We start from the raw sequence: 14,306 nt of genomic DNA, 5'->3' as shown, positions 1-14,306 counted from the left end.
CCTCGCGGACCGGATACCCTTTGATCTGACACGCGACGAACCCACAACAGCACACGCGGCCGAGGAGTCACCCGGATGAGCACCACCCAGAGCGACAGGCTGCGCGGACTCATTGAGCCGCTCGTCCACGCGAAGGACCTGGATCTGGAGGAGATCGAGGTGTCCCGGGCCGGCCGCCGCGGACTGCTGAGGGTCGTCGTCGACTCCGACGAGGGCGTCGAACTGGACGCCTGTGCCGAGCTGAGCCGCGCGATCTCCGAGAAGCTCGACGAGACCGACGCGATGGGCGAGGGCGAGTACGTCCTCGAAGTCAGCTCCCCCGGCGCCGACCGCCCCCTCACCGAGCACCGCCACTACGTCCGGGCCACCGGACGGCTGGTGCGTCTGCAGCTCTCCGAGGGCGGGGACCTGGTGGCCAGGATCCTCGGCGTGGACGAGGACGGTCTCGACCTGGAGGTGCCGGGTGTGAAGGGCCGCAAGGCCACCGCCCGCCGGATCGGCTTCCCCGAGATCACCAAGGCGCGTGTCGAGATCGAGTTCAACCGCAAGGACAAGAAGGAAGAGGAGGCGTAGCCGTGGACATCGACGTGAAGCTCCTGAAGGGCTTGGCGACCGAGAAGGAGATCTCCTTCGATCTGCTGGTCGAGGCGATCGAGTCGGCCCTCCTCATCGCCTACCACCGCACTCCGTCCGCCCGCCGTCACGCGCGCGTGGAGCTGGACCGCCACACGGGCCACGTGACGGTGTGGGCGAAGGAAGACCCCGCCGACCTGGAGGAGGGGCAGGAGCCGAAGGAGTTCGACGACACCCCGTCGGACTTCGGCCGGATCGCGGCGAGCACCGCCCGCCAGGTGATCCAGCAGCGGCTGAGGGACGCCGAGAACGACGTGACCTTCGGCGAGTACGCGCGCCGCGAGGGCGATGTCGTCGCCGGTGTCGTGCAGCAGGGCAAGGACCCGAAGAACGTCCTCGTCAAGCTGGACGACAAGCTGGAGGCCATCCTTCCGGTGCAGGAGCAGGTGCCGGGCGAGGAGTACACGCACGGTCTGCGGCTGCGGACGTACGTCGTCCGGGTGGCGAAGGGTGTGCGCGGTCCGTCCGTCACCCTCTCGCGCACCCACCCCAATCTGGTGAAGAAGCTGTTCGCCCTGGAGGTGCCGGAGATCGCCGACGGGTCCGTCGAGATCTCCGCCATCGCCCGTGAGGCCGGCCACCGCACCAAGATCGCCGTCCGGTCCACCCGTTCGGGCCTGAACGCCAAGGGCGCCTGCATCGGCCCCATGGGCAGCCGCGTCCGCAACGTGATGGCGGAGCTGCTCGGCGAGAAGATCGACATCGTCGACTGGTCGGACGACCCGGCCGAGATGGTGGCGAACGCGCTCTCCCCGGCCCGGGTCTCCCGGGTCGAGGTCGTCGACATGGCCGCCCGCTCCGCCCGGGTGACCGTGCCGGACTACCAGCTCTCCCTGGCGATCGGCAAGGAGGGGCAGAACGCCCGCCTCGCCGCCCGCCTCACGGGCTGGCGCATCGACATCCGGCCCGACACCGAGCCCGCCGAGCCGCGGGACTGAGCCCGCGCCGAGAAGGTTTTTGGCCAACAGCTGTTCGATTTTTGCCCCGCACGGGTGAGGTCGCTACGGGGAGGTAGACTTACTAGTGTCTGGCCGGACGCATGCCCGCGTATGCCCTGAGCGAACCTGTGTGGGATGCCGGGAGCGAGCGGCCAAGAGCGAACTGCTGCGGATCGTGATGAATAAGGACGAGTGCGTTCCCGATCATCGCGGTACGCTGCCCGGCCGGGGTGCGTACCTGCACCCCGCCTCGGTCTGTCTCGACCTGGCGGTCCGCCGCCGGGCGTTCCCACGGGCCTTCCGGGTCCAGGGACCGCTCGACACCGCGGCCCTCCGCCACCACGTCGAGCAGGCGGCACAGCAGTGAACAAGAAGTACGGCACGGAACACCGTGCGGTCAGGTACCTCGCGAGTTGGAAGTAGGTCGAGATTGCGATGAGCACTCGATGAGTACGCGATGAGTACGCCCATGAAGTAGCGACGGTCCGGCGGTAACCGGACCTCAAAGGAGCGATGTGGCTAAGGTCCGGGTATACGAACTCGCCAAGGAGTTCGGAGTCGAGAGCAAGGTCGTCATGGCCAAGCTCCAAGAACTCGGTGAATTCGTCCGTTCGGCGTCCTCGACGATCGAGGCGCCGGTCGTGCGCAAGCTGACTGACGCTTTGCAGGGTCCCGGCGGCAACGCCGGCAAGACCGCTGCCAAGCCCGGCGCGCCCCGCAAGGCGGCGCCCACCCCTGCCGCGCCGAAGCCGGCGCAGGCGAACCCCGCGCCGTCCCCGGCGCAGGCGGCTCGTCCCGCCGCCCCGAAGCCTGGCGCGCCCACCCCGGCGCCCAAGCCCGCGGCGGCCGAGAAGCCCTCCGCGGCGCCCGCACCGGGCCCGCGTCCCACCCCGGGCCCGAAGCCCGCGGCGGCGCCCAAGCCGGCGCCCGCCGCCCCGGCTCCGACCAACCCGGAGTTCACCGCGCCTCCGGCGGCCCCGGCCTCCGGCCAGCGCCCCGGCGGTGCCGCCCCCGGCCCGCGTCCGACCGGTGCCCGTCCGGGCCAGTCGTCGGCGCGTCCGGGCCAGCAGGCGCCGCGCCCCGGCCAGCAGACCCCCCGTCCGGGCGGTGCCCGTCCGGCCGGTCCGCGTCCGGGCAACAACCCCTTCACCTCGGGTGGCTCCACCGGCATGGCGCGTCCGCAGACGCCCCGTCCCGGTGGCGGCGCCCCGCGTCCCGGCGGCCCCGGTGCCGTTCCGGGTGCTCCGCGTCCGCAGGGCGGCCCCGGCGGCGCCCCGCGTCCGCAGGGCGGTGCTCCCGGCGGCCGGCCCACTCCGGGCGGCATGCCGCGCCCGCAGGCTCCCCGTCCGGGCGGCGCGCCCGGCGGTAACCGTCCGAACCCGGGCATGATGCCGCAGCGTCCCGCGGCCGGCCCGCGTCCGGGCCCCGGCGGCCGTGGCCCGGGTGGCCCCGGCGGTCGTCCCGGTGGTCCCGGCGGCGGTGGCGGCGGTCGTCCCGGCTTCGCCGGCCGTCCGGCCGGTCCCGGCGGTGGCGGCGGCGGCTTCGCCGGCCGTCCCGGTGGTCCCGGTGGCGGCGGTGGCCGTCCGGGTGGTCCCGGCGGCGGTGGCGGCGGCTTCGGCGGTCGTCCCGGCTTCGGTGGCCGTCCCGGTGGTCCCGGTGGCCGTGGTGGCACGCAGGGCGCCTTCGGCCGTCCCGGCGGTCCCGCGCGCCGCGGTCGCAAGTCGAAGCGGCAGAGGCGCCAGGAGTACGAGGCCATGCAGGCCCCCTCCGTGGGCGGCGTGATGCTCCCTCGCGGCGGCGGCGAGACCATTCGCCTGTCGCGCGGTGCGTCCCTCACCGACTTCGCGGAGAAGATCAACGCCAACCCGGCGTCGCTCGTCGCGGTCATGATGAACCTCGGCGAGATGGTCACGGCCACGCAGTCCGTCTCCGACGAGACGCTGCAGCTCCTCGGCGACGAGATGAACTACCAGGTTCAGATCGTCTCGCCGGAGGAGGAGGACCGTGAGCTGCTCGAGTCCTTCGACATCGAGTTCGGCGAGGACGAGGGCGGCGAGGAGTCCCTGGTCTCCCGTCCGCCGGTCGTGACCGTCATGGGTCACGTCGACCACGGTAAGACCCGGCTCCTCGACGCCATCCGCAAGACGAACGTCGTCGCGGGCGAGGCCGGCGGCATCACCCAGCACATCGGTGCCTACCAGGTCACGACCCAGGTCAACGACGAGGACCGGGCCATCACCTTCATCGACACCCCGGGTCACGAGGCGTTCACCGCCATGCGTGCCCGTGGTGCGAAGTCGACCGACATCGCGATCCTCGTGGTGGCGGCCAACGACGGTGTGATGCCCCAGACGATCGAGGCGCTCAACCACGCCAAGGCGGCCGACGTGCCGATCGTGGTCGCGGTGAACAAGATCGACGTCGAGGGCGCGGACCCGACCAAGGTCCGCGGTCAGCTGACCGAGTTCGGTCTGGTGGCCGAGGAGTACGGCGGCGACACCATGTTCGTCGACATCTCCGCCAAGCAGGGCCTCAACATCGACGCCCTCCTGGAGGCCGTGGTCCTCACCGCGGACGCCTCGCTCGACCTGCGGGCCAACCCGAACCAGGACGCGCAGGGCATCGCGATCGAGTCCCACCTCGACCGCGGCCGCGGTGCCGTCTCGACGGTCCTGGTCCAGCGCGGAACGCTGCGCATCGGCGACACCATGGTCGTCGGCGACGCGTACGGCCGCGTCCGGGCCATGCTCGACGACAAGGGCAACAACGTCGAGGAGGCGACCCCGTCGACTCCGGTCCTGGTCCTGGGTCTCACCAACGTCCCGGGTGCCGGCGACAACTTCCTCGTCGTCGACGAGGACCGCACGGCCCGCCAGATCGCCGAGAAGCGCGCCGCGCGTGAGCGCAACGCCGCCTTCGCCAAGCGCGTCCGCCGGGTGTCCCTCGAGGACCTCGACAAGGTGCTCAAGGCCGGTCAGATCCAGGAACTCAACCTCATCATCAAGGGCGACGCGTCCGGTGCGGTCGAGGCTCTCGAGTCCTCGCTGCTCCAGCTCGACGTCGGTGAAGAGGTCGACATCCGCGTCCTGCACCGCGGTGTGGGTGCGGTCACCGAGTCCGACATCGACCTGGCCATGGGCTCCGACGCCATCGTCATCGGCTACAACGTCCGCGCGGCCGGCCGTGCCGCGCAGATGGCGGAGCGCGAGGGCGTCGACGTCCGGTACTACTCGGTCATCTACCAGGCGATCGAGGAGATCGAGGCGGCGCTCAAGGGCCTCCTCAAGCCGGAGTACGAAGAGGTCGAGCTCGGTACGGCGGAGATCCGCGAGGTCTTCCGCTCGTCCAAGCTGGGCAACATCGCCGGTGTCCTCATCCGCTCGGGCGAGGTCAAGCGCAACACCAAGGCGCGCCTCATCCGCGACGGAAAGGTCGTGGCGGAGAACCTCAACATCGAGGGCCTGCGTCGCTTCAAGGACGACGTCACCGAGATCCGCGAGGGCTTCGAGGGTGGTATCAACCTCGGAAACTTCAACGACATCAAGGTGGACGACGTCATCGCGACGTACGAGATGCGCGAGAAGCCGCGCGCCTGACGCACAGCGGTGAGCCGGGGCCGGTCGGCGGAGATTATTTCCGTCGATCGGCCCCGGCCGTTGCGTGTACGGTTTCAGGTGTCCTCGCCGAGCGGTCGGCGGGGCCACTGACCCCGAACCGGCGGGACATCCGGACACACATGTATGTGGGGACCCTGTCCTTCGACCTGCTCCTCGGCGACGTCCACTCGCTGAAGGAGAAACGCTCCGTCGTCCGGCCCATCGTCGCCGAGCTCCAGCGCAAGTTCTCCGTGAGCGCGGCAGAGGTGGGCGACCAGGACCTCCATCGCAGGGCCCGGCTGGGCGTCGCGCTGGTGTCCGGGGACCCGGGGTTCGTGTCGGACGTGCTCGACCGCTGTGAGCGGCTCGTGGCCGCCCGGCCGGAGGTGGAGCTGCTGTCGGTGCGACGCAGGTTCCACACTGATGAAGACTGATTGAGCAAGGCAAAGAAGGAGACGGACCAGTGGCCGACAACGCGCGGGCGAAGAAACTGGCGGACCTCATCCGGGAGGTGGTCGCGGAGAAGCTCCAGCGCGGTGTCAAGGACCCGCGCCTGGGCACGCACGTGACGATCACGGACACCCGTGTCACCGGTGACCTGCGGGAGGCCACGGTCTTCTACACGGTCTACGGCGACGAGGAGGACCGGGCCAGCGCCGCGGCCGGTCTGGAGAGCGCCAAGGGCGTCCTCCGTTCGGCGGTGGGCCGGGCGGCCGGGACCAAGTTCACCCCGACCCTCACCTTCGTGGCCGACGCCCTCCCGGAGAACGCCCGGACCATCGAGGACCTCCTCGACAAGGCACGGGCCTCGGACGCCCAGGTGCGCCAGGCCTCCTCGGGCGCCACCTTCGCCGGTGAAGCCGACCCGTACAAGAAGCAGGGCGAGGACGAAGCCGCCGAATGAGCACCGCAGACAGGACGCCCGACGGCCTTGTCATCGTCGACAAGCCGTCGGGCTTCACCTCGCACGACGTCGTGGCCAAGATGCGCGGGATCGCCAGGACCCGCCGCGTCGGCCACGCCGGCACGCTCGACCCCATGGCCACGGGCGTCCTCGTCCTCGGCGTGGAGCGGGCGACCAAGCTGCTCGGTCACCTCGCGCTGACCGAGAAGGAGTACCTGGGCACCATCCGCTTGGGCCAGACCACCGTCACCGACGACGCCGAGGGCGAGATCACGGCGTCGGTCGACGCGTCGAAGGTCACCCGCGAGCAGATCGACGCGGGCGTGGCCGAGCTCACCGGCGCCATCATGCAGGTGCCGTCGAAGGTCTCCGCGATCAAGATCGACGGCAAGCGGTCCTACGCGCGCGTGCGCGGCGGCGAGGAGTTCGACATCCCGGCCCGTCCGGTCACCGTCTCCTCCTTCCGGGTGTACGACGTGCGGGAGGAGACCGCCGAGGACGGCACCCCCGTCGTCGACCTGGTCGTCTCGGTGGTCTGCTCCTCCGGTACGTACATCCGGGCGCTGGCCCGGGACCTCGGCGCCGGACTCGGCGTGGGCGGCCACCTCACCGCCCTGCGCCGCACCCGGGTCGGCCCGTACAAGCTGGACGCGGCCCGGACGCTCGACCAGCTCCAGGAGGAGCTCACGGTCATGCCGGTCGCCGAGGCCGCCGAGGCGGCCTTCCCGCGCTGGGACGTGGACGAGAAGCGGGCCCGGCTGCTCCTGAACGGGGTCCGCCTGGAGATGCCCGCCTACCCGAAGGGGCCGGTCGCGGTCTTCGGGCCGGGCGGGACGCTGCTCGCCCTCGTCGAGGACCAGCGGGGCAAGGCCAAGAGCCTCGCCGTCTTCGGCTGAGCCGGCGGGCCCGGGGCCCGGACACGGCGCTCACGGTGGGGCGGGCACGCACGCGTGCCCGCCCCACCGGCCGTTCTCCCGCCACGTCCCGCCGCCGTTCCGCCGGCGGACGGCCGCGGATTCACCCGGACGGGGAGGCGCTCGGAGTGAACGGGGGGAGCGCCGGGGGGCGCGTTCCCCTGGTGAGTTTCCTTCGTGATCACCGCCGACCTACCGTCGACGCCATGGGACGCGAGGACCTGGCGACGCTGGTACGGATCTGTGATCCGGCGGGCTCGCCGCGCGGCACCGGCTTCCTCGCCGACCACGAGGGCACTCTCGTCACCTCCCACGAGGCCGTCGACGGGCTCACCCGCCTCCTGCTGCGCGCCCCCGGCGACCGGACCTGCCCCACCGGCGCCGACGCCGTCACCCCCCTCCCCGAGCACGGGCTCGCCCTGGTGAGGACCCACGGACTCGGCGTCCGCCCCCTGCCGCTCGCGACCCGCCCCGGGACCGAACCCGGCACGTACGTGCGGATCGCCGCGCAGGGCTGGCGCGAGGCCCGCGTCCTCGGCCCTGCCGCCGTCACGTACCCCGCCGGTGGCCGGTGCCACGCCCTCACCGACGCCCTCGAACTCGCCATCGGCACCGAGGGCACGGAAATCCTCCGCCTCGGCGGGTACGCCACCGGCGGCCCCGTCCTCGACGCGGCCACCGGCACCGTCCTCGGCGTCCTCGGCACCGCCCTGCACGGCGACCCGCGGGCCGCGGGCCACGCCGTGCCGCTGCGCCCCCACGGCCCGCTCGCCGCGCTCCTGCGCCGCAACGCGGCCACCGTCCCCGCCTACGGCCCCGACCTCAACCTCGCCGCCGTCCTGGAACTCACCGCCACCGCCACCGGCCCCGCACGGGAACCCGGCCCCTGGCCCGACCCCGTCGAACGGCCCGCCTGCACCCGCGCCTTCACCCGGTTCGAGACCGGGCAGGACACCCGGGTCCTGGCCGTCGTCGGCCCGCCCGGCAGCGGACGGACCACCGCGCTCGCCGCCCTCTGCGCCCGCCGCGCGGAGGGCGCCGCCCCCGCCCCCACGCTGCGGCTGCGCGGGGCCGACCTGCGCGCGGAGGACCGGTCCCTCGCCGACGCCGTCGGCCGCGCCCTGCACCAGGCCGGGCGGATCGTCGCCGCCTCCGGCACGGCCGGCGACCCGGCCACCGCCGGCCCCGAGCGGTGCGCCGCCCTCGCCCGCGCGGCCGGCCGCCCCCTGCTCGTCCTCCTCGACGGCCCCGAGGAGATGCCCCCGGCCCTCGCCCACCGGCTCCCCGAGTGGACCGCCGCGGGCGAACAGTGGCTCCGTGCCCACGACGTCCGGCTCGTCCTCGCCTGCCGCCCCGAGCACTGGGAGCAGGCCGCCGGCCTGTACGGCTCCCCGCCGGCCGTCCTCACCGTCGGCGACCTCTCCGAGCCGGAGGCCAGGGCCGCCCGGCAGGCGTACGGGATCGGCGACGGCGACCTCGCGGAGGCGGACGCCCGGCACCCGCTGGCCCTGCGGCTGCTGGCCGAGGTACGGGCCGCGCTTCCGGGCGGCGTCCCCGGCAGGCCGGGGCGCGAGGAGATCTTCACCGCCTACCTGGACCTCATGTGCCTGCGGGTCGCCGTCCGCGTCGCCGCCGGCACCCGGCCCCTGCCGCGCGGCACCGCCGTCCGCCGCCTCGCCGCCCGGGTCACCGGCCGCGTCCACGAGGCGGCCCGCCGCTGCCTCGGCCCCGGGCACGGCGTCCTCGACCGGGCCTCCTTCGAGGAACTGTTCCCGTGGCGGGACGGCTGGGCCTCGGCCGTCCTCACCGAGGGCCTCCTCGTCCCGGCCGGCTCCGGCTACCGCTTCGCCCACGAGGAGCTGGCCGACTGGCTGCAGGCCGCCCATCTGGACATCGGCGGCGCCCTGCACGCCCTGGTCCACCGCTGGCACGAGGAGACCCCGCTCCGGCTCCCCGCCCGCTCCGGCGAGCCCGCCGCCCCCGGGGAACCGGCCGCCGCGCCCCTCCCCGTCCCCCGGCACCGGATCGGCCCCGTCCTCCAGGCCCTCCTGCGCCTCGACCGCGCCCAGGGCCCGGTGGCCCTGCTCCCGCACCTCCTGGCCCTCGCCGACTCCCTGGACCGCTTCGCGACCGCGTCACCGGACTCCGCCCCGGCTCCCTCGCCCGCCGGTCCCGTCGCCGACGGGGCCTGGTGGGGGGCCAGGCTCCTGCGGGAGGCCCTGCGCGGCGTGAGCGATCCGCGGGGGCACCTGCCCGTGCTGCGGCGGCTCGCCGACCGGATCGGCACCGGACAGGGACGCCACCCGGTGTACGAGGAGTTCGGCGCGGAGTTCTGGCAGGGCCTGGCGCTGGGCGAGGACGAGCGGATCGACCTGCTGCGGCGGCTCGTGCCCGCCGACCCGCCACCCGGCGGGCCCACCGGGGAACGCTGCCTCGACACCGTCGCCGCCCTCCTCGCCACCGACCCCCGGGGCGTCCAGCCGCTCCTGTGCCGCTGGTTCACCGACGACCGCCCCCTGCCCGCCACCCCGGACGCCACGGTCGCCACCGCCGCCCAGGCCCTCCTCCACACCCACCGGGCACTCGCCGTCGACGACCTGTGCGAGGCCCTCGTCGCCACCGCCCACCCGCTCGCCGAGGACCTCCTCGACGCCCTCGCCGAGGACGAGCCCGCCGCGCTGTGCCGCGCCGTCGACCGCTGGGCCCACGACGACGGCCGACCCGAACGGCGCGCCGCCGCCGCCACGTACGCCCGGCGGCTCGCCCCCCGCGTCACCGCCCCCGCCGACCGCGAACTCCTCCGCTACGCCGCCCTCGCCCTGCTCGCCCGCCCCGGCGACGAGACCCTCCACCCCCTCGCCCTCGGCCTGCTCGTCCGCGACCCCGAGACCCGCCCCCGTCACCTGCCGCGCGCTCTCGCGGACACCCGCGTCCCGGCCGAGGACCTCACCGGGGCCCTCGACACCCACCCCGAACTCGTTCTCGTCGCCTTCCGGGAACGGCTCACCGGCGCCGGGGAGACCCCGGCCGCCGCCCTGCGCGCCCTCGCCGCCGTCGACACCCCCGCCCTCACCCGGCGCATCGCCGCCCTCGTCCGCGACTACGCGGGCCGCCACCCCGAGGGCGCCCCCCACGTCGCCGCCTACGTCGACCGGCGCCTGGAGGAGGGCCCCACCGCCCGGGCCGTCCTCCACCCCCTCGTCACCGGGCTCATCCGCGGCCGCCCGGCCGTCGTCCGGCGCGCCCTCGCCCCCGTGCTCGCCGCCCCCGGCTCCGGCGCCTCACGCCATCTGAGGGCCGAACTGCTCGACGTACTTCTGGAACATGAGGCGTACGAGGCGGAGACGGGGGAGCCCGCCGTCCTGGACGCCCTGATCGTCGCGGCGGCCCTCGGCGCGGCCCGCCGGCCCGCCACCCGCACCCGCGCCCTCCTGGAGCGCACCGCCGCCCTGTACGGGCGCCTGCCCGGTGGACCCGCCCGATGCGAGAGCCTCCTCGCGGCCCTCGCCGAGGCCCGCCCCGCCTTCGCCGCGCTCCTCGCGCAGGCCCTTCCGGCCCCCCGGAGCGGCGGCAGTTCCATGCCGATGCCGAGCGAGGACCGCGGGCATGGCAGTCTTAGACCTGCGTAATGGGCGCACAGGGCGAACAGGCGGACGAGGAGCGGTCACAGTGCAGCGCTGGCGTGGCTTGGAGGACATCCCCCAGGACTGGGGGCGCAGCGTCGTCACCATCGGCTCCTACGACGGGGTGCACCGCGGGCACCAGTTGATCATCGGGCGGGCCGTCGAGCGCGCCCGTGCACTCGGCATCCCCTCCGTCGTGGTCACCTTCGACCCGCACCCCTCCGAGGTCGTGCGCCCCGGCAGCCACCCGCCGCTGCTCGCCCCGCACCACCGGCGGGCCGAACTGATCGCCGAACTCGGCGTGGACGCGGTGCTCGTACTGCCGTTCACCGCCGAGTTCTCGCAGCTGTCCCCGGCGGACTTCGTCGTCAAGGTGCTCGTCGACAAGCTGCACGCCAAGGCCGTCATCGAGGGCCCGAACTTCCGCTTCGGCCACCGGGCCGCCGGGAACGTCGACCTCCTCGCCGAGCTCGGCACCACCTACGACTACGAGGTCGAGGTCATCGACCTGTTCGTCTGCGGCGAGGCGGGAGACGGGGAGCCCTTCTCCTCGACGCTCACCCGCCGGCTCGTCGCCGAGGGCGACATGGCGGGAGCCGCCGAGGTCCTCGGCCGCCCGCACCGCGTCGAGGGCGTCGTCGTCCGCGGCGCCCAGCGGGGCCGCGAACTCGGCTTCCCCACGGCCAACGTGGAGACCCTGCCGCACACGGCGATCCCGGCCGACGGCGTCTACGCGGGCTGGCTGACGGCGGCGGGGGAGCGGATGCCGGCGGCGATCTCGGTCGGCACCAACCCGCAGTTCGACGGCAAGGAGCGGACGGTCGAGGCGTACGCGATCGACCGCGAGGGCCTGGACCTGTACGGCCTCCACGTGGCCGTGGACTTCCTCGCCTACGTGCGCGGGATGCTCAGGTTCGACACCCTCGACGACCTGCTGCGGGCGATGGCCGCCGACGTGGAGACCTGCCGCGCGCTGACGCGGACGTACGACCGCGAGCACGCGCACTGAGCCGCCCCCCGAGGGGGACGGCTCGGGTGACGGGACCCGTCACCAGGTGACCAGCAGCTCCTTCGGACCGCGGATCAGCCCCTTGGACTGCCACACCACGCCCTCGGGGCCGTCCGCGAGCCGCAGCTCCGGATAGCGGCGCAGCAGCGTCCCCAGCATCACCTCGGACTCCATCCGCGTGAGCATCGCGCCCATGCAGTGGTGCGGGCCGTGCCCGAACGACACGTGGCCGATGCCCGTCCGGTCGAAGTCGATCTCGTCCGGGTCCTCGAAGACCGCCGGGTCCCGGTTGGCCGCCACGTACGAGGCGTACACCGCCTCACCCGCCCGGATCAGCACCCCGCCGACCTCGACGTCCTCCGTCGCGATCCGCGGCAGCCCGACCCCGTTGCGGTGCGGGATCCAGCGCAGCAGCTCGTCCACGGCCTGCGGCAGCAGCTCCGGCTCGGCGCGCAGCCGGGCCTCCAGATCCGGACGGGTGAGCAGGACGTACACCATGTTGGCGCTGTTGTTGCGGACCGCGTGCGCGCCGCTGATCAGGATCGCCATGGCGAGCGAGACGGCCTCGTCGGTGTTGATCCGGCCCTCGGCCAGGGACTCGGCGAGCTCCCCGGCGAGGTCGTCCGAGGGCTCCGCGCGCCGCCGTTCGAGCAGCCGCGTGATGTAGCCGTGGATCTGCGCCTTGGCCGCCCGGCTGCTCTCCGGACCGGGGCCGGAGGACAGGATCAGGTCGGGCCAGGAGGCCAGCTCCGCCCGGTCCTCCTCCGGAATGCCGAGGAGGTCGCACACGACCGACAGGGGCAGCGGCCCGTGCAGGTGCTTCATCAGATCGGCCGGGCGGCCCGCCTCCTCCATCGCGTCGAGGAGCCGGTCGCAGCTCGCCTGCGCCAGCGGGCGCAGCCGCTTGGTGCCCTGCCCGGTGAACGCCTTGGTCACCGCCTTGCGCAGGCGGGTGTGGTGCGGCGGATCGGCGTAGTTCAGGGCCGCCTTCGAGGCCACCATGTGGCCGGTCATCTTCGTCACCTGGCGGTCGAGCAGGACCGTCCGGCTGAACCGGGGGTCGGAGGTCACCGACCGGACGTCCTCGTACCGGGTGACGAGCCAGGCCTCGTTCTCCGCGGCGAACGGCAGCCGGATGCGGGCGACGGGCTCCTCGGCGAGGAGTTCGGTGAGCAGCGGGTCGAAGTCGAGGGCCGGCAGGTCCTCTACGGCCCAGACGCGGGCGGGCCGCGGGGCGGCCGTCGGTTCGGAGGTCATGAGGACCGTGTTCCCGGCCGCCGGGAGCCGTGACACGCGGGCGTCCGACAGCCCCCTGAACGGAGCATTCCGCCGTCCCGGCGCCCTTCACCCTCCGTGACCGGTCTGTCGCAGTCGCGGTTGCGGGGTGGCGATCACCGGGTGACGGTGGGCGCAGTTCACGCGAACCAGACGAAGGAGCGAGTGTCGTGGTGACCCTGTGCAAGCCCGCGGTGTCCGTGCCCGAGCACGTGATCACGATGGAGGAGACGCTCGAACTCGCCCGCTCACGTCATGCGGACCACCCCCAGCTGGGACTGGCCCTACGGCTGATCGGGAACACCGGGGTCGCCAAGCGGCACATCGTGCAGCCCATCGAGGAGACGCTGAAGCATCCCGGCTTCGAGGAACGCAACACCCTGTACGAGGCGGAGGCGAAGGCCCGGGTGCCGGCCGTCGTGGAGGAGGCCCTCGGCCACGCGGGGCTGCGTCCGGCGGACATCGACATGATCGTCTACGTGTCGTGCACGGGCTTCATGATGCCCTCGCTCACGGCCTGGCTGATCAACACCATGGGCTTCCCCAGCCACACCCGCCAGCTGCCCATCGCCCAGCTCGGCTGCGCCGCCGGCGGAGCCGCCATCAACCGGGCGCACGACTTCTGCACCGCCTACCCGGAGGCCAACGTCCTCATCGTGGCCTGCGAGTTCTGCTCGCTGTGCTACCAGCCCACCGACCTCGGCGTCGGCTCGCTGCTCTCCAACGGCCTCTTCGGCGACGCCGTCGCCGCGGCGGTGGTCCGCGGCCAGGGCGGCACCGGCATCGCCCTGGAGCGCAACAACTCCCACCTCGTGCCCGACACCGAGGACTGGATCGCCTACAGCGTCCGCGCCACCGGCTTCCACTTCCTCCTGGACAAGCGCGTCCCCACCACGATGGAGCCGCTGGCCCCCGCACTGCGCGAGATCGCCGGTGCGCACGGCTGGGACGCGGGGAACCTGGACTTCTACATCATCCACGCGGGCGGCCCCCGCATCCTCGACGACCTCAGCCTCTTCCTCGAAGTGCCGCCGGAGTCCTTCCGGTTCAGCCGTGCCACGCTGACGGAGTACGGCAACATCGCGAGCGCCGTCGTCCTGGACGCGGTGCGGCGCCTCTTCGACGAGGGCGGGCAGCCGGAGGGCGCGCGCGGCATCCTCGCCGGCTTCGGGCCCGGCATCACCGCCGAGATGTGCCTCGGCCGGTGGACCGACTCCGCCCCTGAGCCCGAGCCGCGGCTCGACGCACGGCGGATCGTCGGCTACGCGCCCGCGATGCGGCCGGCCCGCAGCACCACCGCCTGACCGGCACGGCGCACGCCCGTACGGAGGCGTGACCGGCCCGCTCCCTTTGGGACCCGGCGCACCTCCCGTACGAACCGGCGCAGCCGGCCGTCCCGACCCGGCGCACCCGT

11 protein-coding genes are annotated in these 14,306 nt (G+C 73.6%); 10 read left to right on the top strand and 1 reads right to left on the bottom strand.

Annotated features, from left to right (window positions below):
* Nucleotides 1-75: 75 nt before the first annotated feature.
* The 9 genes from rimP (at nt 76) to ACFY60_RS00145 (ending at nt 11,617) form a co-directional block, all read left to right on the top strand.
* Nucleotides 76-573 (top strand): ribosome maturation factor RimP, encoded by a 498-nt coding sequence (rimP, locus tag ACFY60_RS00185; RefSeq protein ID WP_309052109.1) that lies wholly within the window; start codon nt 76-78, stop codon nt 571-573.
* 2 nt (nt 574-575) lie between these two features.
* Nucleotides 576-1,571, top strand: coding sequence for a transcription termination factor NusA (nusA, locus tag ACFY60_RS00180; RefSeq protein ID WP_388608094.1), 996 nt, complete (start codon nt 576-578; stop codon nt 1,569-1,571).
* A gap of 85 nt (nt 1,572-1,656) precedes the next feature.
* Nucleotides 1,657-1,938: a YlxR family protein gene (locus tag ACFY60_RS00175; RefSeq protein ID WP_345286896.1), complete on the top strand. Its 282-nt coding sequence runs from the start codon at nt 1,657-1,659 to the stop codon at nt 1,936-1,938.
* Nucleotides 1,939-2,086: 148 nt separating this feature from the next.
* Nucleotides 2,087-5,167 carry a translation initiation factor IF-2 gene (gene infB, locus ACFY60_RS00170; RefSeq protein ID WP_388608096.1) on the top strand — a complete coding sequence of 1,027 codons (3,081 nt, stop codon included), beginning with the start codon at nt 2,087-2,089 and terminating at the stop codon, nt 5,165-5,167.
* A 140-nt stretch (nt 5,168-5,307) separates the two neighbouring features.
* Nucleotides 5,308-5,601, top strand: coding sequence for a DUF503 domain-containing protein (locus ACFY60_RS00165; protein ID WP_309052113.1), 294 nt, complete (start codon nt 5,308-5,310; stop codon nt 5,599-5,601).
* 29 nt (nt 5,602-5,630) lie between these two features.
* Nucleotides 5,631-6,071, top strand: a complete 441-nt coding sequence (gene rbfA / locus ACFY60_RS00160) for a 30S ribosome-binding factor RbfA (protein ID WP_388608098.1) — start codon at nt 5,631-5,633, stop codon at nt 6,069-6,071.
* Complete coding sequence (gene truB, locus ACFY60_RS00155; protein WP_388608100.1) at nt 6,068-6,967, top strand: tRNA pseudouridine(55) synthase TruB; 900 nt, start codon at nt 6,068-6,070, stop codon at nt 6,965-6,967. The genes rbfA and truB overlap by 4 nt, the downstream gene beginning before the upstream one ends.
* 224 nt (nt 6,968-7,191) lie before the next feature.
* A complete protein-coding gene (locus ACFY60_RS00150; protein WP_388608102.1) occupies nt 7,192-10,614 on the top strand; it encodes a trypsin-like peptidase domain-containing protein in 3,423 nt (1,140 codons plus the stop codon).
* 40 nt (nt 10,615-10,654) lie between these two features.
* Nucleotides 10,655-11,617 (top strand): bifunctional riboflavin kinase/FAD synthetase, encoded by a 963-nt coding sequence (locus ACFY60_RS00145; protein WP_388608104.1) that lies wholly within the window; start codon nt 10,655-10,657, stop codon nt 11,615-11,617.
* 39 nt (nt 11,618-11,656) lie between these two features.
* Here the strand turns inward: ACFY60_RS00145 and ACFY60_RS00140 are convergent, their stop codons facing one another.
* Nucleotides 11,657-12,874, bottom strand: a complete 1,218-nt coding sequence (locus tag ACFY60_RS00140) for a cytochrome P450 (protein WP_388608106.1) — start codon at nt 12,872-12,874, stop codon at nt 11,657-11,659.
* Nucleotides 12,875-13,062: 188 nt separating this feature from the next.
* Here ACFY60_RS00140 and ACFY60_RS00135 point away from each other — a divergent pair, with 188 nt between their 5' ends.
* A complete protein-coding gene (locus ACFY60_RS00135; RefSeq protein ID WP_388608107.1) occupies nt 13,063-14,196 on the top strand; it encodes a type III polyketide synthase in 1,134 nt (377 codons plus the stop codon).
* The last annotated feature ends 110 nt before the right edge of the window (nt 14,197-14,306 follow it).

The organism is Streptomyces sp. NPDC012827 (genome assembly GCF_042900905.1).
Lineage (GTDB): Bacteria > Actinomycetota > Actinomycetes > Streptomycetales > Streptomycetaceae > Streptomyces > Streptomyces gulbargensis.
This window is presented reverse-complemented; position numbering and strand designations above follow the sequence as displayed.